Here is a 23,694-nt window from a genome sequence, read left to right as displayed (position 1 = left end):
CGCGAGAGGTCCAAAGCCGATCGTGGATGATGGTGGCACAAAAGCAGAGTCTCACCAGGGCGAGCACGTATAAGCCGTAAGGCCATCGCGCAGGGAAGGCCGGATGCCTCCGCCGAACCTGTATGCTCGTGCGCGCACTTTCTTTAGTGCACATGGCGCATGAGACCGCGGGTGCGGCGTGCACCCGGTCTTCCCTGCGCCCTCGCTATCGAGCGAGGGCGGAACGAGATGGAAAACTCGGACAAATCATGTCGCGAGAACGCGAATGCATGCTTGATTGTAGCTTGTCCCCAGAGATGCCCTTGCATCGTCCCGGGTCACACCGCCCGCCCAACGACGATCCGGCTGCCGCCTGCCGGCCAGCGCCATCCCGCCAGCGTCATCCACACTTCCGCGCGCAGGATCGCGGTCAGCACGCGGTTGACGATGGGACTTGGCGCGAACTCATAGGCATCCACGTCGGCCGCCTTGCCCTTCTGGATCAGTCGGCTGATCGCCATCAGCGGCAGCAGCCAGGCCGTGAACGACGACGAGAACAGGATTTCGTATCCGCTGCGGCGAATCTTATCCTCAAGTTCCCCGCGCCGGTAACGGCGCTGGTGGTGAGCAAAATCGTCAGCGGGACTCCACAGCCAGGGATGCTGCGGCACCGCGATGATGATCCCGCCGCCGGGCTCGGTCGCGGCACGCATGCCGCGCAGCACCGCCTCGTCGTCAGCAATGTGCTCGATCACATCGAACGCGCCGGTGAGATCGAAGAGGTTGGCGGCCGGAATCTGACGCGCGTCCATCTGAACGAACTCAACGCCGGACGGGAGACGCCTGCGCGCGAAGTTGAGCCCCGAAGGATGCAATTCGGAGCCGACCAGACGCTCCCAATGTCGCGACGCCGCCAGTTCGCGCAGCACAGTGCCCGTGCCACAGCCGATTTCGACCAGCTTGCGGGCCTTGGGAAAGTACTTCCGCGTCAGGCCAACGATGAGTTCGCTGCGGGCAACGAACCAGAAATGACCGTCCTCGACCCTGGACAACGCTGCGAAACCCTTTGGGTCGACACCGCTGACGGTATCGGCCAGCTCCGGCGCAAACATTGCGATGCCGTCGCGCTCTGCAGTTGCATGCCCGCACGTCGGGCAACGCCAGTCGAGCGGCCACACCGGTTCAAGCCCGGCCACCGGCTCGACCGTATCGCACGCAAGGCAACGTCGTCCCGCCATGGCTCCGAGGTTCACGCTTGGCACACGCCCCCCCATCCACAGCCTTGTCGGTCCACAATTATCGGTGATTTCAGCATGAGGACGGTTATAAACTCTTGCGCGGAGGCTGGCCAGCAACCGGCTAGAGGCTCCTTGGCGCTGCAGTCCTGTCGGCCCTAGACGACTTTATTTGATCGAGGCGCGAGACCCGTTACGTGCGAATTTGCATCATCCAGTCCTGCTACATTCCCTGGAAGGGCTTCTTCGACCTGATCGGCCGCTGCGACGCGTATGTCGTGTTCGATAGTGCGCAATATGTGAAACGCCACTGGCATAACCGCAACCGCATCAAGACCGCCAACGGGCCGATCTGGCTCACCATCCCCGTGGTGGTGAAGGGCCGATTCGAACAGCCGATCAACGAGGTCGAGATCGAGAAGCCCTGGGCCGAAAAACACTGGCACGCGATCGAACTGGCCTACAGGCGAGCGTCTTTCTTCGATTCGATCGGGCCGATCGTGCGCGGCTGGTACGAGGCTGCCGAACGCGAGCGACGGCTGACGGACGTCAACATGATCTTCCTGCGCGGTATCGCGGAGTTGCTCGGCCTGAAAACGGTCATGACCATGGATACCGCCTATCCCGCCGAGGGCGTCAAGACCGAGCGGCTGCTCGCCATCGCGCGGGCGGCAGGCGCGACGCGCTATCTCAGCGGCCCATCGGCCCGCGCCTATTTCGACGAGACGCTGTTCAGCGCGGCCGGCGTCGCGGCGGAATGGATGAACTATGACGGCTATCCCGAATATCGGCAGCTGCACGGCCCGTTCGAGCACGCGGTCACCACGCTCGACCTGCTGTTCAATGTCGGCCCGGAAGCGCCGCATTATCTGCAGCGTCAAGGCTAGCAATGGTCGGGCGACTGCCTGCTCGTCCCGGACTTGCAAGCGCAAAAAGGCCCCGGACGACGAGGTCGTCCGGGGCTTTTGCAGAGATGGTGTCAGTGCATGGCGATCGGCGACAGCGTACCGTCGCTGGTGTTGCCGTCGAGTTGGTTGGTCGTGTAGGAGTTCACGGTGCCGGACACGCCGGTCGTGTTGCCGGTGATCTGGCTGCTGCCGACGCGAACATTGGTGGTGCCGCCGGCGTTCTGCAGGCCGGTGCCGTTGTTGGACACGGTCGCGCGCATCACCATCACCCGGGAGGTGTTGGCTCCGCCCGCGGTACCGATGATCCCGGCAAGCGTGCTGCTGCTGGCCGTGCTGTTGTCGATCGAGAGGTTGACGCTACCGGCCGACGCGTCGGCGGCGATGCCGAAGGTGTTGCGATCAGCAATGACCCGGTCAAGCGCGGCCTTGGTCGAACCGCCCGCCCCCGGGGCCAAACGGATGCCTGCACCGGTCGAGCCGTTGCCGTTGCTGAACAGGGTCGTGCGCGTGACCTCGACGCCGGTCGCGGTTGCGGCCTGGACGAGGATGCCGGAGCCCGTGAATCTGCGGATCACGCAATCCTCGACGTGCAGGAAGCCGCCGGTGTTGAACAGGATGCCGTTGATGCCGGTGCCGAGGCCTTCGATGTCGAGCCCCTTGAGGAACAGATAGTCGGTCGCGGCGCCCGAGAAGATGATGCCGTTGGTGCCGGACACCAGCACGCCCGCGGTTCCCGCCTCGCAGGAGATCGTCATCGACTTGGTGACGGTCACGGCGCCGAAGCCGCCCGGATCCAGGCAGTTGATCTCGCCGCCCGCCGCAGTCTTCGAGATCGCGCCGGCGAAGGTCTTGCAAGGCGCCGTACGGCTGCAGGGATTGGCGTCATCGCCAACACCGGACACCCAGGTGCGGGTCGCCTGGGCGTTGGCGGGGGCCGACGCCAGGAGCGGCAGGAACAGTCCGAGGACCAATGTGGCTAAGGCAAAACGACGCATAATGCATCTCCTTCAATACGGTGAGATTTTTTCGGTGAAACGTACTTTCCGCGGGCCTACGCAAAACGCGCCCACGGGGATCGACTTCAAACAAGTATGGAAGACCGGGTCGGAGCCTCCCTCTCGGACCCAGCTGCAGTTTTTGCAGATGTTTGTGTCAGGCCATGCATGCCTTTGCGACAGCCGCTCGGAAAAATCAATGGAAGAGCCCACACCATCCCACGCCCGCATGTTCTGCCCGCACACCGGAACCTGCTTCGATTGGTCTGTGCAACCTAAGGGAGGTTCAACGGTGGCATCCCTTTTTCCATCACGGTAGGTGCCGACGTGCGATGAAAATCATCATTCGTCAGCGCGTATCGGGTGCCGTCGGGCTCCGTGCGATCGATTTCGGAGCCAAATCCCCGGGGATTCTCGCGCATTGCGACGCAATAGACCGATCGGCTACACTTGGTCCGGGCCTGCGCGGATCGGCGTCGGCCCAGGCGCGCGTGACACGTTCGTCGCAGGCTGTCTGCAAATCGTCCGATCGCAGCCACCAACCGGATTTTTTGTGCACGACTTCGTTTGTCCCATCGACCGCCTTCCGCTGACGCCGACCGGCGACCACGCGGCATTGCGCAGCGCCGCGGGTCGGCTCTATCCGATCCACGACGGGATTCCGGATTTCGTCGAGGACGCCACGCAGGACGCCCGGCCGGCCGGCAACCAGGACTTCTACCGCACCCGCGCCAGCGAATATGACCGCGGCAATGACGTCATGTTCAAGATGCTGCTCGCCGAGCAGCAACCTGTACGCGAGAGCCTGATCGATGCGCTCGGCGTGCGCGCGGGCATGCGCGTGCTTGAGATCGGCTGCGGGACCTGCCGCGATACGGTGCATCTGCTGCGGCGGAATCTCACCGTCTATGCCGGCGACCTGGCGCCCGAAATGCTCGCGATCGGACGGCAGCGGCTGGTCGACGCCGGCGCCGATGTCAATCAGGTCCACCTGTTTCGCGGCGACGTGATGCGGCTGCCGTTCCCCGACGGATTTTTCGACGCGGCCTTCCATTTCGGCGGGCTCAACCTGTTTCCCGACATCGCCGCAGCACTTGCCGAGATGGCCCGAGTCGTGAAGCCGGGGGGCCGCGTCGTCGCCGGCGACGAGGGCGTCGGATCATGGCTGGCGCAGACGCAATTCGCCAAGATCCTGAAGAACTCGAATCCACTGTTCGAGCATACTGCGCCGCTCGACAGGATTCCGCTGAACGCGCGCGACGTGACATGCCGCTGGATCCTGAGCGGCTCGTTCTATTTGATCTCGTTCGAGGTAGGCGACGGCGAGCCGGAACTCGATTTGGACGTGGAATTCCCGGGTTGGCGCGGCGGTTCGCATCGCACCCGCTATTTCGGCAGGCTCGAAGGGGTCTCTCCGGAGTTGCGCCATACGGTCGTCCAGCGGGCCGCCGCCGAGGGATTATCGATTACCGCGTGGCTGGAGAGAGCCTTGCGCAAGGCCACAGAGCAGAATTAGCCTCAGTGAGAATGAACGTCCCCCGCTACTTCCCACCATCCGCCGCCTCACCTATGGTCATTGCAGGAGCCTCGTGGTGAAGAAGCAGATCGTAATATTTGGCACCGGCGAAATCGCCGAGCTTGCCAGCTTTTACTTCGAACATGATTCCAACTTCGAAGTCGCGGGCTTTGCAGTCGACGAAGCATTTCGCACGGCGGATCGATTTCGAGGCCGTCCGCTGGTCCCATTCGAACGAGTGGCCGAGGAATTCCCACCGACGAACTTCGATTTTTTCGTCTCGGTGGGTTATGCCAAAATCAATGCGCTTCGTGTCGCCAAGGTCGAGGCGGCGCGCGCCATGGGCTACCGGCTCGTGTCTTATCTCAGCAGCAAGGCAACCGTGTTTCCGGGCTTCGAGCTGAAGGACAACTGCTTCATCCTCGAGGACAACACCATTCAGCCGTTCTGCCGTATCGGGACCAATGTCACGCTCTGGAGCGGCAATCACATCGGACATCATTCCATCGTGGAGGACGATGTTTTTATCGCCTCTCATGTCGTGATCTCCGGCGGCGCGCAGATCGGTCAAGGCAGCTTCCTGGGCGTAAACGTGACGATCAGAGACCGGGTGAAGATCGGAAGGAACTGCGTCATCGGCGCCGGCGCCCTTGTCCTCGAGGATCAACCGGACTTTTCGGTGATCGCTCCTCGCGGCACCGAGCGATCGAGCGTGCCGAGCAACCGGTTGCGTCGGATCTGACCAGCACCTACCGCAGGACGGCGAGACCAAAGCCGGACCTGCCGTATTCGTTGCCGTTGTACAGCATGAAGCGGCTTCCCTTGTGATCAAATACATAGGGATAGGCGAGACTGTCGCAGTCCCATCCGCTGCGCGACACCGCGAGGCCAACCTCACCATCCATCCTCGTCCAACCGACACCGTCGTCTGATTCCGCGTAGCCGATACGGTAATTGTCGCCGCGATGGCTGAACCACATGCGGTAGCGATCGGCATCACGGATCACGGACGGGCGCGCGATCGCGAACTCGCCGGGGTTTGCAAAATCAATGGCCACAATGCCATCGCGACGCCAGGTCAGCCCGTCGGCCGATTCGGCATATTTGAGATGGTACCGATGAACCGGTCGGGGCTCTCGCGGCTCCCACCCCACGCACGACAAATACCAGCAGCGGTAAAGGTCGCCCTCACGCAGGATGCAGGCCGCACCGACGAAATGCGGCTCGCTCATGCTGCGATCCAGTACCGGCCCGCGATAGCGGCGGACGATATGTCCGTCCCTCACCAGCGCAACCCCGAGCGCATTACGAAATGGAACTGTCACTCCGAGGTTCCAACCGGCATAGTAGAAGTACTTGCCAAGCGCGCCTGCGTCGGTGATCCATGACAGCATCGCTCCGCTGTCATCGAAGCCGCCGAGCTCTCCAATGTCGAGGAGCGGCTCAACGTTCACGTCCATCGCCTGAAGTGGACGATTGAGATCGATCACCAGGTTGAATGTCCTCGAACGGTTGTTCTCGTCGCGCGAACTGAAATAGATCTTGTACAAATCTCCTCCGATCGCTTCGGCGATCGGAAGCGTCGCGTGACTTCTCATGAGCGGATGTCGGCCGTCGGGGCAAAAGATCAGACCGATTTTTTCCCAAGATTGCATGAAGTATCAAATCTGGTTGGTGACGAGCATAACGATCATTGCACGTTGCTCCGGTTGGAGTCGATCCACGCCTCCCCGGCCGGACCGTCAACAATCTTGGCCGCACTGGTTGGGACGGTTCCAGAGCGATGCACCTGGCGGACCAAGGCATAGGGCCGCCGCTTCGTCTCCATGAGGATGTCCGCGACATAGATGCCGATGATACCAAGCGTCAATGTGGATAGTCCGCCGAAAAACCAGATCGATATGATCAACGACGTAAAGCCGTCCACGCCGATTCCTGAATGGAAATATCGGATCAAGTAGTAGAGAATCGCGAACAGCGACAGGACGAAAATCCCGATGCCACCGTAGAGCACGACATATAGCAACCTGATCGACGTGGTCGTCAGGTGTTTGACCGCCATCGCGAGCCGCATGCCCAACGAATAGGTCGTCGGTGAAGTCGACAGCTTTCGTACCGGAAGACCAACCTGCCGGAATCCCGCGAGTTGAAACAGGTTGCCGATCAGAAACTCGCGCTCCTGATGTTGGAGCAATGCACGCACGTAATCGCGGGTCATAAGCCGCGCGATCACGACATTGCGCGGAATTGGCTGGTCGCTCATGGCATTGACGAGCCAGAAGAAGGCTTCACCGGTGGCCCGCTCGAACCAATGACCTCGGCGCACCTGCTGAACGCCGTAGACCACGTCGCAGTCACCCTGCGCGAGGCGCTCGTGGAAGCGGCCAAGCAACTCCGGCTCTTCCTCCAGATCGCTGTCAATCAGAAACACCAGATCGCCGGTCGCATGCGCGAGGCCGGTCATCAGCGCGCGGTGATGGCCGAAATTCCGTGCCAGATCGACGACCACCAGGCGCGGATCCGCGCGATGCAGGTCGAGCGCAAGGGCAAGGCTCTCGTCCGGCGACCCATCGTTCACCATGATCAGCTCGATGTCGTGGCTGATCGATTCGGCCGTGAGTAACGCCCGACGACAGAATTCATTGATGGTCGGCGCAGATCGATAGAGAGTCGTCACAATGGACAATCTCACCAGAAGCCCCTCAGATTCGTGAAAGATCGGGCCCGCGTTCAACGCAAAGTCCCGAGGCGGCACGCCGAAAAAAATCCCGGCTTTTGCCGTGCCTCATCACGCCAGGGCGCGAATGGGCACGATCACACGATCGCCCATCAGAGTTTAGGTGATCTCGCCGTGACGAATCAAGCTCGGGCCGATGGCTCCGCGCTTGCGCTGAAGCAGGCGAATTCGCGGAAAGCCGCCCCCGGGGAGGCTGCCTCAAGACACGAGATGCCAGCCGCCAGCAGCGTTGATGGTACCAATCTGCTGATTGAGCGCAATCTGGGTTCCGTTCATTTCCCAGGCTGTGAGAGCATGCGTCGTTGAATTTTCGAACAGGATGTCCGACTTGTGATCGCCGTTGATATCTTCCAGCTTCATGTAGCCATCACCTGCGGCTGCAATCCCGACCTGCGGATTCGCCACGACTTGCGTGCCGTTCATTTGCCAAACCGCGACACCGTTGGTGGTGCTGTTGAGGAAAAGAAGGTCGGACTTCCCGTCCCCATTGAAGTCACCGACATCCGCAAAATTCCAACCACCGGAGGCATTCATCGTACCAACCTGCGGACTTGCGGTAACCTGACTGCCGTTCATCAACCAGACCGCGACGCCGTGGGTGGAGCTATTGAGGAACAGCAGATCCGAATCGCCATCGCCGTTGAAATCGCCAACCGCCTCAAACTGCCAACCAGCAGAGGCGTTGATCGTACCGACGGTGCTGACTGAAGGCGACTGCGTTCCGTTCATCTGCCAGATCGAAACGGCATGCGTGGTATCGTTGATCATCAACAGGTCAGTCTTGCCATCGCCGTTGAAATCCCCGCTCGCAGCATAGTGGAAGCCTGACGCCATGGTTCCCACTTGCGGGCTCGCAACGACCTGGGTGCCGTTCATCTGCCAGACGGCGACCCCTCCGGTACCATCATTGAGGAAGAGCAAATCCGTCTTGCCGTCGCCGTTATAATCTCCGGTATCTTCAAGGTGCCAACCGCCGGCGGCGTTGATGGTGCCGATCGTCACATTGGAGGTCACCTGTCCGCCGTTCATTTGCCAGACTGCGACGTCGTGCGTGGTATCATTGAGCATCAGAAGATCGGTCTTGCCGTCACCATTGAAATCCCCGGTGTTGGCGAAGTGAAAACCTGATGCCAAGGTTCCGACCTGGTCGCTGAAGATAACCTGCGCCCCGTTCATCTGCCACTCGGCGACACCATTCGTCGTGCTGTTGACGAACAGCAGGTCGGTGTCGCCATCGCCGTTGAAGTCGGGCGCGTGGGTGACAATGCTGTCGTTCACAAGGCTGGCCTGACTGGCGATCCCGACGAGATCGGATGCGCTGACGACAATGTTGCCGGTCAGGTCGATGATGAAATCGGCGACCTTGTCTCCGTTGACGTCCCCTTGCAGCATCGTGATGCCGGTGGAGCTGTTGTAGCCGTAGTCGAGCTCGCCTGCCGTGCCGTCAAAGCCGGCCGCGCCGATGAACTTGAACGAATCAATAGCGGCCGTCGAGCTGATCGCGTCGAAGGCGCTGAGGTCGATCTTGTCGACACCGGAGGTGAAGTCGGTGATCTTGTCGTGCTGGCCGCTCACCGCCGAACTGTTGCCGGTCGCGAACACGAAGGTGTCGGCACCGCCGCCGCCGGTCATGGTGTCGACGCCGGTGCCGCCGATCAGGCGGTCGGCACCGGCACCGCCGGTCAACGTATCATTGCCGGCGCCGCCGCTCAGCGTGCAGCCGGAATCATTGGCGATCAACGTGTCGTTGCCGCTGCCGCCGATCGCATTCTCGATCGTGGTGTTGAGGGCGATGCCGATATTGTGGACGAGGCCGCCGACCGAGGAGAAGGCGCCGGCGTGCAGATCGATGGTCTGCGCGGCCGAATAGCCGGAGCAGTCGAGCGTGTCGGTGCCGCCGCTGTCGTAGATCGTCAGCGCGGGCGCCTTGGTGTAATTGCCGAAGTTGAAGACCGCGCCGGCGTTGCTGTTGAAGCCGTAGACGGTGTTGCCGGTGCGCGTCGTCGTGGATGCACCATAGATCAGGCCCACCGCATAGATATCGGCCATCTGCGGCGTGACGACGTAGCGATACGAGCTTCCGGAGTAATTATCCTGCGCGAAGTACGACATGATCGAGTATTGCCAGGTGTCGTCTGCGTAGATCGCGTTGCTCGAATAGGTCGCGCTGCCGTTGTAGGGACCCTGGTGGCCGAGGCCGAGCGCGTGGCCGATTTCGTGGATGTAGGTCTGGTAGCCGTAGCTGTCGATGCCGGTCTTGCCGTCGTAGGCGCCGCCGTCATTGGTGATCCAGTCGGAGCTTATGTCGACGGTCGCCGACGTCATGATGCCGCCATAGGTCCAATTGGCGTTGGTCACCGCCGTCATCGTGCCGGTATCGATGAAGGTGATGTTGGCGCTGCCCGAGGTCTGGACGAAGGTGACGTTGGCGACCTCATGCCAGGCCTGCAGCGCCGACAGCGCGAGCGCCTGCTCGGCCGCGTTCAGCCCGTTGATGTTGAACGTGATGGTGTTGGAGCCCCAGTGATGGGCGCTGGTGTTGTTGTAGGCCCAGAAGCCATTGACCAGGTAATCGGCAAGCTGGGGAATCGTCCCGACCGGTTTGGCGCTGCTGGCGCTGGTGGCAGCCGAACTGCTCGCGGACGTGCTTCCGGCGAGCGGAAAGGCATCGCCGTCATCGCTGATGATTTTGACCGCGCCGCCTGCGGACATCGTGCGAAGCGTCGCATCGCTCCAATTGTCGGCCGCAGACAGGCTTGCAAAATCGTCGGACGGAAAATTGCTCTTTCGCATCGAGCTGACCACACCTGCAGGTTCGCGTTGTGTCGAAATCGCCGGAACGCGGGTCTAGGAAAAATAGCCCATGGCGAACACCCCTCACATCTTGTCGGGAGCTGATTGGCAAACCATTAAGGCCGAACATGGAATCGCCCGCCACTGCCCGAGGAAAAAATTTGGTCTACCCCCTTTGCAAAGCCCGTAGATTTGCGGGCTATGCGGCATCGTCGCAGATGCGGCGGGCCGGGTCGGGACGGTCGACCCACCGTCATGTCTGGTGAGCCCAGCCGAAGGTTGGAATGGCCGGCCAAATTGTCTAAGCCAGACAAGGCGATCCCGAAGCGGCCCTAATCAAGAGGTGTTTTCAATGCCCTTTCCCCGCGCGTCCCAAGCCCTGTCCCGGTTCACCGTGCTCGACCTGACCCGCGTCCGCTCCGGACCGACCTGCGTCAGGCAGCTGGCTGACTGGGGGGCCAACGTCATCAAGATCGACGCGCTCCTGGAGGATGGCGGCGGCGAGCAGCCGGGCGGCCCGCGCGGCGGCTCCGACTTCCAGAATTTGCACCGCAACAAGCGGGCGATAACCCTCAATCTGAAGGACCCCAAGGGGCTCGAGGTGTTCAAGCGGCTGGCCGAGCAGGCCGACGTGATCGTCGAGAATTTTCGTCCGGACGTGAAGGGCAAGCTCGGCATCGACTATGAGAGCATTCGCCAGATCAACCCGCGTATCGTCTATGGCAGCATCTCAGGCTTCGGCCAGGACGGCCCCTATCACAAGCGACCCGGCTTCGATCAGATTGCGCAGGGCATGGGCGGGTTGATGTCGGTGACCGGCGCACCCGGCCAGGGTCCGATGCGGGTCGGGATTCCCGTGGCCGACCTGACGGCGGGGCTGTTCTGCGCGATCGGCATCCTGACCGCGCTGCTGGAGCGCGACGTGTCCGGCCAGGGTCAATGGGTGCAGACCTCGCTGCTGCAGGCCCAGATCTTCATGCTCGACTTCCAGGCCTCGCGCTGGCTGATGGAAAAGGAAGTCGCCAAACAGGCGGGCAACAACCACCCGACCTCGATCCCGACCGGTGTGTTCAAGACCTCGGACGGCTATATCAACATCGCCACCACGGGCGGGCGGATCTGGGAACGCTGCGCGCAGGCGATCGGCGCGCCCGAGCTGGTTTCCGATCCCGACTACGCGACCGCGCCGGCGCGCTCCAAGAACCGCGATGCGCTGAACGCGAAGATCAATGTGCTGACCGAGAAAAAGTCGACCGAGACCTGGGTGCGCGAGCTCAACGCCGCCGGCGTGCCCTGCGGGCCGATCTACTCGATCGACCAGATGTTCGACGACGCCCAGGTCAAGCACCTCGGCATCGCCCAGCACGTGCCCAATGACGAGAACCGCCACATCCAGCTGGTCGGCCAGCCCGTGACGCTGTCGCGGACGCCGAGCAGCATGGCGGCGCGCCCGCCGGAGTTCGGCGAGCAGACCGAGGAGGTGCTGGCCGAGTTCGGTTTCGACAAGGACGAGATCGCAGCCCTCAGGGAGCGCAAGGTGGTGTGAGGCTTTAGGCCTTCGCCGGGCGCAGCAGACGCGAAACGCCGGCGAAGGCGCGGTCGATCAGCGGCCAGAACAGCAGGATGATCGCAAGCGTCGTGATCGAGCCGACGAGACCGTTCGACCAGAACACCTTCATGTCGCCGCCGGAGCCGATCATCGACAGGCGGAAGGCATCCTCGGCGCGGTTGCCAAGCACGAGCGCCAGCGTGAACGGCGCGAGCGGAATGCCGATCTTCTTGAAGACATAGCCGACAACGCCGAAGCCCAGCATTAGCCAGATATCGAACATCGCGTTCTGGATCGCATAGGCGCCGATCGCGCAGGACACCACGATCATCGGCGCCACCGCCGCGAAGGGAACGCGCAGGATCGAGGCGAAGATCGGCACGGTGGTGAGCACCAGCACGAGGCCCACGACATTGCCGAGATACATCGAGGCGATCAAGCCCCAGACGAAGTCCTTGTGCTCGACGAACAGCAGCGGCCCCGGATTGAGGCCCCAGACCATCAGGCCGCCGAGCAGGATCGCCGCGGTGCCGGAGCCGGGAATGCCGAGTGCGAGCATCGGGAGCAGCGCCGAGGTGCCAGAGGCGTGCGCCGCGGTTTCGGGGGCGAACACGCCCTCGATACGGCCCTTGCCAAAGCTTGCCTGGTCCTTCGAGAAGCGCTTGGCGAGATTGTAGCCCATGAAGGAGGCCGCGATCGCGCCGCCCGGCGTGATGCCGAGCCAGCAGCCGATGAAGGACGAGCGCACCAGCGTCACCCAGTATTTCGGCAGGTCCTTCCACACCGACAGAACGACGCGGAGCGAGATGCCGGCGGCGTGACCGCGCAAGGCAAGGCGCTCTTCCATCGTCAGCAGAATCTCGCTGATCCCGAACAGGCCGATCACGGCGACCAGGAAGTTGATGCCACGCAACAGATCGGCCGAGCCAAAAGTCATGCGGAGCTGGCCCGACACCGTGTCCATGCCGACGCCGGCGAGCGACAGGCCGAGCGACATCGAGATGACCGTCTTGTGCTTGGCATCGCGGCCGAGGCCGACGAAGGAGCAGAAGGTCAGGAGATAGACAGCGAAAAACTCGGGCGGACCGAACTTCAGCGCGAACGACGAGATCATCGGTGCAAGGAAGGTGATCAGCAGAACCGCGACCAGCGAGCCGATGAACGATGACGTGAAAGCGGCGGTCAGCGCTTCGGCCGCCTTGCCCTGCTGCGCCATCGGGTAGCCGTCAAAGGTGGTCGCGACCGACCAGGCCTCGCCGGGAATGTTGAACAGGATCGAGGTGATGGCACCGCCGAACAGCGCGCCCCAGTAGATGCAGGACAGCATCACGATCGCCGAGGTCGGATCCATCGTGAAGGTCAGCGGCAGCAGGATCGCCACGCCATTCGGACCGCCAAGGCCGGGCAGCACACCGACGAAGATGCCGAGCACGAGCCCGACCATCATCAAGAGCAGTGTCTTCCACGTCAGCAGGACGGCAAAGCCATGTAGCAAGAGACCTAAGGCTTCCATGTCGTGAGGTTCCGCCGATCTGCTAGCGGCCGAGAGCCGCCTCGAGCGGCCCCTTCGGCATGATGACGTCGAAGGCGATGTCGAAGGTCACGAACATCACGGCGGTGAACACAAAGGCGGTCAGCAGCGATTTCCACAGCGCGATCTTGCCGACCAGGCGCATGAAGCCGGCGATCAGGAGGAAGCTCGCGACGTAGAGGCCCAGATATTGCGTGGCGAGGCAGAACAGGAAGGTTGGCACGAATACCGCCATCACGCGGCGAAGCTGCGCCCGCGTCACGAAGGACTCGACCGCTTCCTTGCGCGAGACCATGGCGGCAACGATGCCGTAGAGGCTGGCGGCGCCGAGGATCACCGACAGGTAGAACGGGAAGTAGCCGGGCTCCGGACCGGTCGAATCCCAGGCCGCGCCGGTGCGCCAATTGTCCCACCCGAGCACGGCCGCGAGTACGAGCAGCAGCAGCGACACCACGACGTCGACGACGCCGGTGCTGACGACCGCAGGTGAATCGGTTTCCGGCGCGGTCGGATCGTCGACGACGATTTCGATATCGGTATTCGACATTGTGAGATGGTCTTGATGGCGGGATGACGAGGTGGCTTAGCGTGCGGACGCAAGCCCCGTCAATGCAGCCTTCAGCGTAGGCTCGCCCGCTCCGGAAACGCTCCCGCAAGCGCGGCGCGCTCCGCCTTGAGCACGCCGCGTTCGGTGATCAGGCCGGTCACCAGCCGCGCCGGTGTGACGTCGAAGCCGAAATTGGCGATTGGCGATCCCTCAGGAACCACGCGCACGGTCTCGATACGCCCGTCAGCGGTGCGCCCGGTAAGGTGCGTAACTTCGCTCGCCGCGCGCTGCTCGATCGGAATCTGCCTGATGCCGTCGTCGATACGAAAGTCGATGGTTGGCGAGGGCAGCGCAACATAGAACGGCACGCCATTGTCGTGCGCGGCGAGCGCCTTCAGATAGGTACCGATCTTGTTGCAGACATCGCCATTCGCAGCGACGCGGTCGGTCCCGACGATGGCAAGATCAACCATCCGATGCTGCATCAGATGGCCGCCGGTGTTGTCGGGAATCACCGTGTGCGGCACGCCGTGATGGCCGAGTTCCCAGGCGGTGAGCGAGGCGCCCTGATTGCGCGGACGCGTTTCATCTACCCAAACGTGAACCTTCACGCCGCGATCATGGGCCTGGTAGATCGGCGAGGTCGCGGTGCCCCAATCGACGGTTGCAAGCCAGCCGGCGTTGCAATGGGTGAGGACATTGACGGTTTCGCCCGGCTTCTTGGTCGCCGCGATCTGTTCGATCAGCGCGAGACCATGGCGACCGATGTCTGCATTGATCTCGACGTCCTCATCAGCGATCTCGCAGGCGCGGGCATAGGCGGCTTCCGTGCGGCTTGAGGCCGACAGCGGCCGCAGCGCGCGCTGCATCTCGTCCAGCGCCCATTTCAGGTTGATTGCCGTCGGCCGCGTCGCGATCAGCATTTCATAGGCGCGATCGAGTGCGGCGTCGGAGGCATCGGCGCGCATCGCGAGCGCCATGCCGTAGGCCGCGGTGGCGCCGATCAGCGGCGCGCCGCGTACCAGCATCGAGCGGATGGCGTCGCCCGCCTCGTCCGCAGTTGTGAGCTTTGCGACGATGAACTCATGCGGCAACCGACGCTGGTCGATTGCACCGACGGTCCAGCCGTCGGGCTCGAGCCAGATGCTGCGGAAATGGCGACCGTCGACTTTCATGCTTTCAACACCCGTCCCGCCACCGCAGAGAGTTTTGTCAGCAGCGCCGGATCGCGCGCCTCGGGCGCCGTGATCAGCGCGGTGTCCAGCGCACGATCGGAGCCGATCGGACATGGCTCGTGCTCACGCGGAAAATCGCGCGCCAGCCGCGCCACCAGTGCCTTGGCCTTCTCGGCGTTCGAGTTCAGCACGCGGATGATGTCCTGCACCGTGACGGCATCATGATCGGGATGCCAGCAATCGAAATCGGTGACCATCGCCACGCTGGCGTAACAGATCTCGGCCTCACGCGCGAGCTTCGCTTCCGGCATATTGGTCATGCCGATGACCGCATAGCCCTGCGCCTTGTAGGTCAGGCTTTCAGCCAGCGAAGAGAATTGCGGCCCTTCCATGCACAGATAGGTGCCGCTGCGCGCGAACGCGATACCCTCGGCTTCGGCGGCGGCCGCCAGGTGAAAGCGCAGCCGCGGCGACACCGGATGCGCCATCGAGACATGCGCAACACAGCCCTTGCCGAAGAACGAGCTCTCCCGCCTGTGGGTGCGGTCAACAAACTGATCGACCAGCACGAAGGTGCCTGGCGGCAGATCTTCCCTGAACGAGCCGCAGGCCGAGAGCGCGACGAGGTCGGTGACCCCTGCCCGCTTCAGCACGTCAATGTTGGCGCGGTAGTTGATGTCGGAGGGTGACAGCGCATGGCCCTTGCCATGCCGCGGCAGGAACACGATCGGCAGGCCTGCGATCTCGCCGCGGCGCAGTGGCGCCGATGGTTCGCCCCACGGACTCTCGATCACCTGCTCGCGGACGTTTTCAAGCCCCGGCAGGTCGTAGATGCCGGATCCGCCGATGATGCCGAGCACGGCGCTGGTCATGGTCTCTCCTCAAGTCCCTTGGCGGCTTACCGAACCGACTTGAATGTTCGACAGCACCGCAGCGCAATATTCAACCTTCGTTTGCGGCCTGCAAGCCGTTTCGGCGGGATAAAAAAATCGCCCCGCATGACCGAGCGAGGTCACACGGGGCGATTGTGGAAGGCCGGCTATTTCGCGACGAAGCCCGCCTCGTTCATCAGCGTGGCGTTGAGCTTGTCGTCATCCTCGAGGAACTGGATCATGTCCTTGCCGGTGAGGAAGATCGGCTTCAGCGCCTGCTTCTCCATGTAGTCCTTGTACTCCGCCGTCTGCGTCACCTTCTGGAACAGGTCGGCGTAAAACGCCTGCTGCTCCGCCGTCACCTTGCCGGGCAGGAACATCGCACGCAGCATCAGATACTGCATGTCGAGGCCCTCTTCCTTGCAGGTCGGGATGTCGTTCCAGGACTGCGTCTCCGTCACCTTGGTCTTGTAGGCGATGCGCTCCTTGTCGAACACGCAGAGCGCACGCACCTGACCGGCACGCCACACCTCGAGATTCTCGCTCGGGTTATTGACGTTGGATTCGGTGTGACCGCCGACCAATTGCGTCGCCGCCTCGCCGCCGGATTTGTACGGCAGATAGGAGAATTTCGCGCCGGTCTTCTGCTCCATGAAGACGGTCAGCACGTGATCCTCGCGCTTGGAGCCGGTGCCGCCCATCTTGAACGGCGCGCTGGCGGCCTTCGCCGCGGCGATGAAATCCTTTACGCTCTTGGGACCGGAGGCGTTGTCCCACAGCACGAACTGGTCGAGCGCGATCACCGACACCGGCGTGAGATCACGCCAGTTGAAGGGAATCTTGGCCGACAGCGGCAGCATGTAGATCAGGGAATAGGCGATCAGCACCTTGTTGGGATCGCCCTCGCTGGACTTCATGTACATCAACGCTTCGGCGCCGGACGCACCGCCCTTCAGCGACACCACCATCGGCTGCTTCATCAGATTGTTCTTCTGGATCGCAGCCTGCATCATCCGCGCCATCTGGTCGGAGGCGCCGCCCGCGCCGGCTGCGACCACGATTTCGACCGGCTTGGTCGGCTCCCAGGCCGCAAACGCTGGCGCGTTGATCAGCAGGGCCGCGACGGTGGCCGTGGCTCTTAAAATCTGTCCCACGAGTTTCTTCCCTATCTCTTTGTTCGGCTTGGAAAATCCGCAAAAGCCCTGGACGGCCGTCATTGTGCGGATAATGCGAGCGAGTTCAAGCCGACAACCACGCCGGGCGCTATGACTTTGGAATAAGGGCAAAAAAAACGCAGGCTCCGAAGAGCCCGCGTCAATCTGTCCAGCGGCGTCAGTCACACGATTAGGAGGTCGTGCGGGTTGAGCATCACGCCGGCCTGCACGGTGGCGATCGCCACTGCGGACGCCTGTGTGCCGTCGGCGCTGAAGTAGAGCGTCTGGTTCGCGGTATCGAAATGGAACTCGGCGCCGAAGCCCGAGAACTGATCGTCACCGGAGGTCTCGAAGATCGGGGTCACATCCATCCCGGCGGCGAGACCGCCGCCAAAGCCGTTGGCGGAGATGGCGATGTGATCCTGCGCCGTGATGTTGTTGAAGTCGGTGATGTTGCCGACGCCATCAGTCGTATGCAGGAACGCGAAGGTGTCGTTGCCGCTGCCACCGGTCATGGCGTGGCTGCCGGAATTCCCGATCAGGATATCGTTGCCGGCGCCGCCATCGAGTGTCTCTGTACCGTTGGTGGCGATCAGGATATCGTCGCCGCTGGTGGCGATGAGGGCCGTTGCCGACGCGGCATTGTTGACGATCGTGGCCGTCGCCGAGTTGCCGCTGGGCGCGACGCCGTCGGACGAGGTGTAATTGAAAGCCCCTCCGGCTGTCGCATCATCGGTAAAGGACACATCGGAGCCGACGACGGTCGTGCTGCCGCCCGTGCCCGCGCTGACACTGTTGACGAACAAATGATCCGTCGTATCCGGATCAGTGTCGTTCGCTGCCAGCGCCCAGGTCGGGATATCGACGCTGCCGCCGGCACCGGCATCGGTGATCACGGTTTCGCTGACCGCGGTCGGCGCGTCGTTGGTGCCGTTGATGGTGACGGTGACGTCCTGCGTCACCAATGCACCGTGGCTGTCGGTGATCGTGACGAGATAGTCCTGGGTCAGGGTCTGCCCCTGCCCAAGGAACTGGATATCCGCGTTGTTGACCGTGAAGTTCCATGCAACCGATCCGCTGCCCGAAGACTCGGTGACGGGATCAAGCGAGAACGTGCCGACATAGCCGCTGCCGATCGGAATGAAGGTCGCCGCGTGGGTATCGGTCGTCTCGGCATCGGAGAACGAGATCAATCCGGACGTCGATTCGGTGGGCGGTCCCGATGCCGGGCTGACGACGACGGAATCCAGGATCATGCCATCGGCGTCGTCGGCATAGCTGAACTGCAGGGACGTGCTGGACGCCGCGCCGGTGACTTCGAATGCGTAATGATTGACGCCGAGCGGGACGTTGCTCAGCGACATCAAGGTAACGCCGTCCCACGTCACAGTGAACGGCGTATTGAAGCCTTCGGGATCACCAATGACATCGAAGCTGACAAAGTAGGTCTGACCGGCCGTCGTCGCGACATCCTGCGACAGCGTCCCGAGCGAGCTGGTCGGGGCGAGTTGCACGGAGTAATGCCCGAACGAGCCCCCCAGCTCGAGCTGCTGAACCTCGATGTTACCACTGGCGGTCCAACCGCCGAGATTGCCGGTCTCGAAGTCGCCATTGACGATCGAAGGCGGACCCGCGTCCTCCGTCACTGCACCGCTGACATTGGCCGCAGTGATGATCGGATTGTCGTCGGTGGCCGCGACGTTGAACGTCAATGTCGTGGTGGCCTGGCCTCCGTGGCCGTCGTCGACGGTAAAGGTGAACTGGTCTGAGACGTTGTCCCCAATCTGCAGGCCGTCGACCGACGCGTTGGCGTAGTAGGAATAGGAGCCGCTGGAATCGAGGATCAATGTACCGTAAGTGCCGGCGACCGCGATGCCGACATTGGTGACACTGCCGTTCACCTCGGTGATGCTGCGCGGTGTGCTCAGGTCGATCGGATGCGAGACGTCGGAGATCGTTCCGGACGCGAGTACGGCGCCGGTGTCGTTGAATGGGCTTTCCGGCGCATCAACCGCGACCGGTGTGACCAGCAGCGGATCGGCCGCGCCGTTGATCGTGACCGTCACCGTCTGCGTCGAGCTGGTCGCACCGTCAGCGACGGTCACGTCATAGGTCACCGTCAAGGTTTCGCCGGCGCTCAGGAAGTCGAGGTTCGCATCGGGGATGCTGAAGGTCCAGTCGATACCGCCGGTTCCGGAGCCCGTTGAATCATGCAGCACGGTCGACAATGCACTCTGCAGACCGGACAGGGTACCGTCAGGAACGAAACTCGGATTAGCCGACCACACCGCGGAATCCAGGCTGACGCTGACCGAGTGTGTGTCGGCCAGATCGACGTCGGTGAAGTTCAATGTCCCGGTCGGTACCGGGCTCGTGGTGTCCGGCGCGCTTGAATTCGTCACCCCCGCCTGCTCGGCGAGCGATGCAGATTCCGGCGCGCTGGTCATCGTGACGGCGTCGTTGGCGCCGGTGATGACGACCGAAACGGTCTGCGTGGAACTGGTCGCGCCATCGCTGACCTTGACGTTGTAGTTGACGGTCAGCGTCTCGCCTTGCGCGAGATAGTCGAGATCCTTGTCGGGAATCGCAAAATTCCAATCGACGCTGCCGTTCCCGGTGCCGGTCGAGTCGTTCAGCGTCGTGGTCAGGGCGGCGGCCAGATCGGTCTGCGTCGCGGCGGGAATCGGCGCGCCGGACGTCGAGTCGAGCGTCACCGCCACCGTGTGGGTGTCCGACGTGTCGGGATCGGTGAAAGCCAGCGTGCCGGCCGGCGTCGTCGGTGTGGTGTCCGGGGTCGAGGACCCCGTGGTGTCGGCAAGCTCGGACACCGTGGTCGATTCAGCGCCGCTGGTGATGACGACGGGATGGTTGGTGCCGAGGATCGTGACGGTGACGTCCTGCGTATCGGTACCGCCGGATGGATCCTGGACCGTGACGTGATAGACCAGTGTAAGGGTCTCGCCGCCCATCAGGAAATTGGTATCCGCGTTCGGCAGCGCGAAATCCCACGTCACATCACCGAGCACATGACCTGTGGAGTCCGGCGACAATGAGGTCCCGAATGCGGCCAGCAGATCGGCATCGCTGAGTGGAATCGAACCACCGCCCGAGCGCGTGGCCGTGACCGTGGCTGAGACGGTGTGCGTATCGGACAGGTCGACATCGGCAAACGCGAGATCGCCGTGCGCGGTCAGATCGCCGGACGGACTGACGTTCTGGTCCTCGACCAGATGGGCGGTTTCCGGGCACGACAGGAACACCGGCTTGTCGTTGGTTCCGATCACGGTGACGGTCACGGTCTGGGTCGAGACGCCGCCGGCGTGATCGTCGAGTTGCACCGTGTAGGTGATGTCGAGATGCTCGCCAGCCGCCAGATAGTCGAAGGCGAGATCCGGCGCCCCGAACGTGGTGTTGATGGTACCGGCGCTGGATCCGGAATTCTTGATGACATTGTCGACCTGGTAGAACGACATCAGTTCGGCAGTGCCGAGCGGCCCCGGCAACAGCCCGTCCGTATCACCGGACGCGCTCGCCGCGATCACGGTCGCGGTATGTCCGGTGTTGGTCAGGTCATCGTCGGTGAAGTTCAGCGCGACATGAACGGTATCCGGCGTGAGCGACAGCGTCTGGTCGGCCTGCTCGGTCACGGTCGCGACCGTCGTCATGTTGATGACCGGCTTGTCGTCGGTGCCGGTGACGGTGATCTTGACGGTCTGGATCGCCGTGCCGCCGTGATTGTCGGAGACCTGGATGTCGTAGGTCAGAACCAGCGTCTGGTTCTTGGACAGGAAATCGAAATCGTCATCGGCCTCGCTGAAGATCCAGCTCAAATTGCCCGAACCGTTGCTGTCGCTGGTGATCTGCGACGTCATCGCGGTCTGGAAATCGGCCAGCGACGCAGCCGGAATGATCGAGCCGCTCGACAAGGTCGCGGAGTGCAGGGTCACCGTCGTCGTGTGCGTATCGCTGCGATCCGAATCCCTGAAGCTCATCGTGCCGGTCAGTTGATGCAGCGCGGTGGAATCGGTGGTGTTGGTGAATTCGGTGAAGCTGCCGGACGCGGACGAAGACGTGAAAACCGGAGTATGATTGGTCATGGGGAGCCCCTGCGTGCGTTGCCACATGCGCCGTCGCGCCGAGAATCGACGGCGTGAAGATCAATTTTCGAGGATCAGACTTGACGTATCAGACTTGAAGTATCGGACGTCGTCGCAAACCGCGTTCGGCGTGAGATGAGGTGTGATTGGCAATAGGTGCCGGCGCGGTCGCGTGTCGAAACTAACGGTGTCGCTTTTCAGTTTGATGACTTGTGGTTGCGGCCGCAGCCCGAGGGAATACAAAAACGCTGAATAATCGACTGAAACAGGAAAACGGCGACAACAACCTCAGCGATCTTAAGCCCCGTCTTGCAAGCGCGTCAACATAAACGCACCGGCAAGTTGAACCTGAGACGATCTGCACGAACTAACGTCGAGGACAATCAGGTCAAGTGCGCCGATTGATGTGAAATTGTGGTGCGCCTGTGTACGCCCGCGTGATCGCGATCCCGCGGGAAGGATTGTTATTTGCCCTTCCAGTTGGGCGTGCGCTTGTTGAGGAATGCGTCCATGCCCTCGCGGAAATCCTCGCTCATGTAGGCACGCAAGATCAGGTCCTCGCCCTCGTCGCGCGACAGGGTGCGGCGGATGCGGCGCACCGCCTCCTTGGTCACCTCGAGCGTGATCGGGGCATGGCTTGCGACGAGCTTTGCGGTCTCGTCGGCGCGGCGCTGCAGCGTCTCGACGTCGGGTACGATTTCATTGAGCAGGCCGAGTGCCAGCGCTTCCGGGGCCTCCACCAGGCGCGCCTTGAAGATCAGATCCTTGGTGCGCGCCGGACCGACCAGCGAGACCAGGCGCGAGATGTTGGACATCGACAGGCAATTGCCGAGCGTGCGCGCGATCGGAAAACCCATCCGCGTCGACTCGGTGCCGATGCGGATGTCGCAGCACGCCGCGATACCGGCGCCGCCGCCCGTGCAGGCGCCCGCGATCGCCGCGATCACGGGCACGCGGCACTGCTCCAGCGCGCCGAGCACGCGATCGATCCGCGCCTCGTATTCGAGCGCATCCTGCGCGGTCTTGAAGGCGCGGAATTGCGAGATGTCGGTGCCGGACGCAAACGCCTTGTCGCCGGCCCCGGTCAGGATCAGCGCCTTGATCGAGCGATCCTTGTTGATGTCGTCGCAGATCGCAGCCATCTGCTCATACATCGCAAAGGTCAGCGCGTTGCGCGCCTGCGGACGGTTGAAGATGATCCGCCCGATCCCGTCGTTGACAGAATAGATCAGATCTTCAGTCGGAGTGACGGGCGCGTTCATGTCTCGCTCTTTCTCTTCGTTGACGGATCGGCTCAGGCGACGGCCTTCGACATCTGCGCGCCGTCGTGTCCTTTGAGGACCTCCATCGCCGCCAGGACGCCGCCGTCGCGATGCGGCACCTTGGCGAGGCCAAGGCCCATCTCGACGCCCGCCAACGTCCCCATCAGCATCAGGTCGTTGAAGTGGCCGATATGACCGATGCGGAACACCTTGCCCTTCACCTTGTTGAGGCCGGTGCCGAGCGACATGTCGAACTTCTCCAGCACGATCTTGCGGAAATTGTCGGCGTCATGCCCCTCGGGCATGCGCACCGCGGTCAGTGCCGGCGAATGCGCACCCTGCTCCTGGCACTGCGTCTCCAGGCCCCAGACCTTGATCGCAGCGCGCGTGGCCTCGCTGTGGCGCTTGTGGCGGGCGAAGACGTTCTCGAGGCCCTCTTCCTCGAGCATCTTCACCGCCTCGCGCAGGCCGAACAGCAGGTTGGTCGCGGGCGTATAGGGCCAGGTGCCGGCCTTGTTGATGTTGATGACGTCCTGCCAGTCCCAATAGGAGCGCATTGCCGGATTGGCCTTCGCAACGGCGAGCGCCTTTTCCGAGACGGCATTGAAGCCGAGACCCGGCGGCAGCATCAGGCCTTTCTGCGAGCCGGCGATCGAGACGTCGATGCCCCAGGCGTCGTGCTCATATTCCAGCGAACCGAGACCGGAGATGGTGTCGACCATCAGCAGCGCCGGATGCTTTGTCGTGTCGAGGATCTTGCGCACGTCGCGCGGATAGGTGACGCAGGCGGTCGAGGTCTCGTTATGGACCATGCAGACGGCCTTGATCTTGTGCGCCTTGTCAGCCGCGAGCTTGGCCTCGATCTGCTCGAGATCGGCGCCATGACGCCAGTCACCCGGGATGAAGTCGACGTCGAGTTTGAACTTGGTGGCGATGCCGTGCCACAGCACCGCGAACTGGCCGGTCTCGCACATCAGCACCTTGTCGCCCGGCTGCAGCGCGTTGACGATCGCAGCTTCCCAGGCGCCGGTTCCGGACGACGGATAGATGATCACCGGCTGCTTGGTGCGAAACACGCGCTGCATTGCGGAAAGAACGGCAAAGCCTATTTCGGCAAACTCCGGACCGCGATGGTCCATGGTCGGCATATCCATGGCCCGCAGCACCCGGTCCGGCACGTTGGTCGGTCCCGGAATCTGCAGAAAATGCCTTCCAGTATGCACGGTCATGGGCGTCCTTCCCGATCTTGCCTTGGTCTTGAAGTGAGCCGCCCGCATATCACTATTCGGCGGGTTTGTCCCCCGCCGCGCGGGGGTCGTCAATGCATTAGAAGCAGGGCTTCGC

Annotated in this window: 17 protein-coding genes; 4 read left to right on the top strand and 13 right to left on the bottom strand. The window is 62.5% G+C overall.

Annotated elements, in window-relative coordinates:
* Positions 1-317: 317 nt before the first annotated feature.
* Positions 318-1,232: a class I SAM-dependent methyltransferase gene (locus JQ604_RS31275; protein WP_349631162.1), complete on the bottom strand. Its 915-nt coding sequence runs from the start codon at positions 1,230-1,232 to the stop codon at positions 318-320.
* 179 nt (positions 1,233-1,411) lie between these two features.
* Between JQ604_RS31275 and JQ604_RS31270 the strand changes: the two genes are divergently transcribed.
* Positions 1,412-2,101, top strand: coding sequence for a WbqC family protein (locus JQ604_RS31270; protein ID WP_212364548.1), 690 nt, complete (start codon positions 1,412-1,414; stop codon positions 2,099-2,101).
* A gap of 92 nt (positions 2,102-2,193) precedes the next feature.
* Here JQ604_RS31270 and JQ604_RS31265 read toward each other — a convergent pair whose 3' ends face one another.
* Positions 2,194-3,117 (bottom strand): right-handed parallel beta-helix repeat-containing protein, encoded by a 924-nt coding sequence (locus JQ604_RS31265; protein ID WP_212364547.1) that lies wholly within the window; start codon positions 3,115-3,117, stop codon positions 2,194-2,196.
* A 553-nt stretch (positions 3,118-3,670) separates the two neighbouring features.
* Between JQ604_RS31265 and JQ604_RS31260 the strand changes: the two genes are divergently transcribed.
* Together JQ604_RS31260 and JQ604_RS42065 are read left to right on the top strand one after the other, a co-directional pair.
* Positions 3,671-4,633, top strand: a complete 963-nt coding sequence (locus tag JQ604_RS31260; RefSeq protein WP_212364546.1) for a methyltransferase domain-containing protein — start codon at positions 3,671-3,673, stop codon at positions 4,631-4,633.
* Positions 4,634-4,709: 76 nt separating this feature from the next.
* On the top strand, positions 4,710-5,375 hold the full coding sequence (locus tag JQ604_RS42065) for an acetyltransferase (protein WP_212364545.1): 666 nt from the start codon (positions 4,710-4,712) through the stop codon (positions 5,373-5,375).
* 7 nt (positions 5,376-5,382) lie between these two features.
* On the opposite strand, the gene JQ604_RS31250 is transcribed toward JQ604_RS42065, so the two are convergent.
* From JQ604_RS31250 to JQ604_RS41925, 3 genes are all read right to left on the bottom strand, one after another.
* Positions 5,383-6,288, bottom strand: coding sequence for a hypothetical protein (locus JQ604_RS31250; protein WP_212364544.1), 906 nt, complete (start codon positions 6,286-6,288; stop codon positions 5,383-5,385).
* Between the two features lie 35 nt (positions 6,289-6,323).
* Entirely contained in the window at positions 6,324-7,367 is a 1,044-nt protein-coding gene (locus tag JQ604_RS31245; protein ID WP_249158922.1) for a glycosyltransferase family 2 protein, read from the bottom strand.
* A 201-nt stretch (positions 7,368-7,568) separates the two neighbouring features.
* Positions 7,569-10,163: an FG-GAP-like repeat-containing protein gene (locus JQ604_RS41925; protein ID WP_212364543.1), complete on the bottom strand. Its 2,595-nt coding sequence runs from the start codon at positions 10,161-10,163 to the stop codon at positions 7,569-7,571.
* A gap of 352 nt (positions 10,164-10,515) precedes the next feature.
* On the opposite strand from JQ604_RS41925, the gene JQ604_RS31235 reads away from it, so the two are divergent.
* Positions 10,516-11,709 carry a CaiB/BaiF CoA transferase family protein gene (locus tag JQ604_RS31235; protein ID WP_212364542.1) on the top strand — a complete coding sequence of 398 codons (1,194 nt, stop codon included), beginning with the start codon at positions 10,516-10,518 and terminating at the stop codon, positions 11,707-11,709.
* Positions 11,710-11,713: 4 nt separating this feature from the next.
* Here the strand turns inward: JQ604_RS31235 and JQ604_RS31230 are convergent, their stop codons facing one another.
* From JQ604_RS31230 to JQ604_RS31195, 8 genes are all read right to left on the bottom strand, one after another.
* A complete protein-coding gene (locus tag JQ604_RS31230; protein ID WP_212364541.1) occupies positions 11,714-13,225 on the bottom strand; it encodes a tripartite tricarboxylate transporter permease in 1,512 nt (503 codons plus the stop codon).
* Between the two features lie 22 nt (positions 13,226-13,247).
* Entirely contained in the window at positions 13,248-13,790 is a 543-nt protein-coding gene (locus JQ604_RS31225; protein WP_212364540.1) for a tripartite tricarboxylate transporter TctB family protein, read from the bottom strand.
* Positions 13,791-13,861: 71 nt separating this feature from the next.
* Entirely contained in the window at positions 13,862-14,965 is a 1,104-nt protein-coding gene (gene mtnA, locus JQ604_RS31220; protein WP_212364539.1) for an S-methyl-5-thioribose-1-phosphate isomerase, read from the bottom strand.
* Complete coding sequence (locus JQ604_RS31215; protein WP_212364538.1) at positions 14,962-15,837, bottom strand: S-methyl-5'-thioadenosine phosphorylase; 876 nt, start codon at positions 15,835-15,837, stop codon at positions 14,962-14,964. Before JQ604_RS31215 ends, mtnA begins: the two co-directional genes overlap by 4 nt.
* A gap of 167 nt (positions 15,838-16,004) precedes the next feature.
* Positions 16,005-16,982 carry a Bug family tripartite tricarboxylate transporter substrate binding protein gene (locus JQ604_RS31210; RefSeq protein ID WP_433996301.1) on the bottom strand — a complete coding sequence of 326 codons (978 nt, stop codon included), beginning with the start codon at positions 16,980-16,982 and terminating at the stop codon, positions 16,005-16,007.
* 191 nt (positions 16,983-17,173) lie between these two features.
* Positions 17,174-21,088 carry a beta strand repeat-containing protein gene (locus JQ604_RS31205; protein ID WP_212364536.1) on the bottom strand — a complete coding sequence of 1,305 codons (3,915 nt, stop codon included), beginning with the start codon at positions 21,086-21,088 and terminating at the stop codon, positions 17,174-17,176.
* Positions 21,089-21,552: 464 nt separating this feature from the next.
* Complete coding sequence (locus tag JQ604_RS31200; RefSeq protein ID WP_212364535.1) at positions 21,553-22,350, bottom strand: enoyl-CoA hydratase/isomerase family protein; 798 nt, start codon at positions 22,348-22,350, stop codon at positions 21,553-21,555.
* Positions 22,351-22,382: 32 nt separating this feature from the next.
* Positions 22,383-23,579 carry a pyridoxal-phosphate-dependent aminotransferase family protein gene (locus tag JQ604_RS31195; protein WP_212364534.1) on the bottom strand — a complete coding sequence of 399 codons (1,197 nt, stop codon included), beginning with the start codon at positions 23,577-23,579 and terminating at the stop codon, positions 22,383-22,385.
* Positions 23,580-23,694: the final 115 nt, after the last annotated feature.

It is taken from the genome of Bradyrhizobium jicamae (assembly GCF_018130695.1).
Lineage (GTDB): Bacteria > Pseudomonadota > Alphaproteobacteria > Rhizobiales > Xanthobacteraceae > Bradyrhizobium > Bradyrhizobium jicamae_B.
The sequence above is the reverse complement of the archived record's forward strand: the minus strand, read 5'-3'. Positions and strand labels throughout refer to the sequence as shown.

Coding starts and splice junctions, on each gene's coding strand:
- JQ604_RS31265 (WP_212364547.1), bottom strand. CDS start 3,117: ATGCGTCGTTTTGCCTTAGCCACATTGGTCCTCGGACTGTTCCTGCCG.
- JQ604_RS31250 (WP_212364544.1), bottom strand. CDS start 6,288: ATGCAATCTTGGGAAAAAATCGGTCTGATCTTTTGCCCCGACGGCCGA.
- JQ604_RS41925 (WP_212364543.1), bottom strand. CDS start 10,163: ATGCGAAAGAGCAATTTTCCGTCCGACGATTTTGCAAGCCTGTCTGCG.
- JQ604_RS31235 (WP_212364542.1), top strand. CDS start 10,516: ATGCCCTTTCCCCGCGCGTCCCAAGCCCTGTCCCGGTTCACCGTGCTC.
- JQ604_RS31230 (WP_212364541.1), bottom strand. CDS start 13,225: ATGGAAGCCTTAGGTCTCTTGCTACATGGCTTTGCCGTCCTGCTGACG.
- JQ604_RS31225 (WP_212364540.1), bottom strand. CDS start 13,790: ATGTCGAATACCGATATCGAAATCGTCGTCGACGATCCGACCGCGCCG.
- mtnA (WP_212364539.1), bottom strand. CDS start 14,965: ATGAAAGTCGACGGTCGCCATTTCCGCAGCATCTGGCTCGAGCCCGAC.
- JQ604_RS31215 (WP_212364538.1), bottom strand. CDS start 15,837: ATGACCAGCGCCGTGCTCGGCATCATCGGCGGATCCGGCATCTACGAC.
- JQ604_RS31205 (WP_212364536.1), bottom strand. CDS start 21,088: ATGACCAATCATACTCCGGTTTTCACGTCTTCGTCCGCGTCCGGCAGC.
- JQ604_RS31200 (WP_212364535.1), bottom strand. CDS start 22,350: ATGAACGCGCCCGTCACTCCGACTGAAGATCTGATCTATTCTGTCAAC.
- JQ604_RS31195 (WP_212364534.1), bottom strand. CDS start 23,579: ATGACCGTGCATACTGGAAGGCATTTTCTGCAGATTCCGGGACCGACC.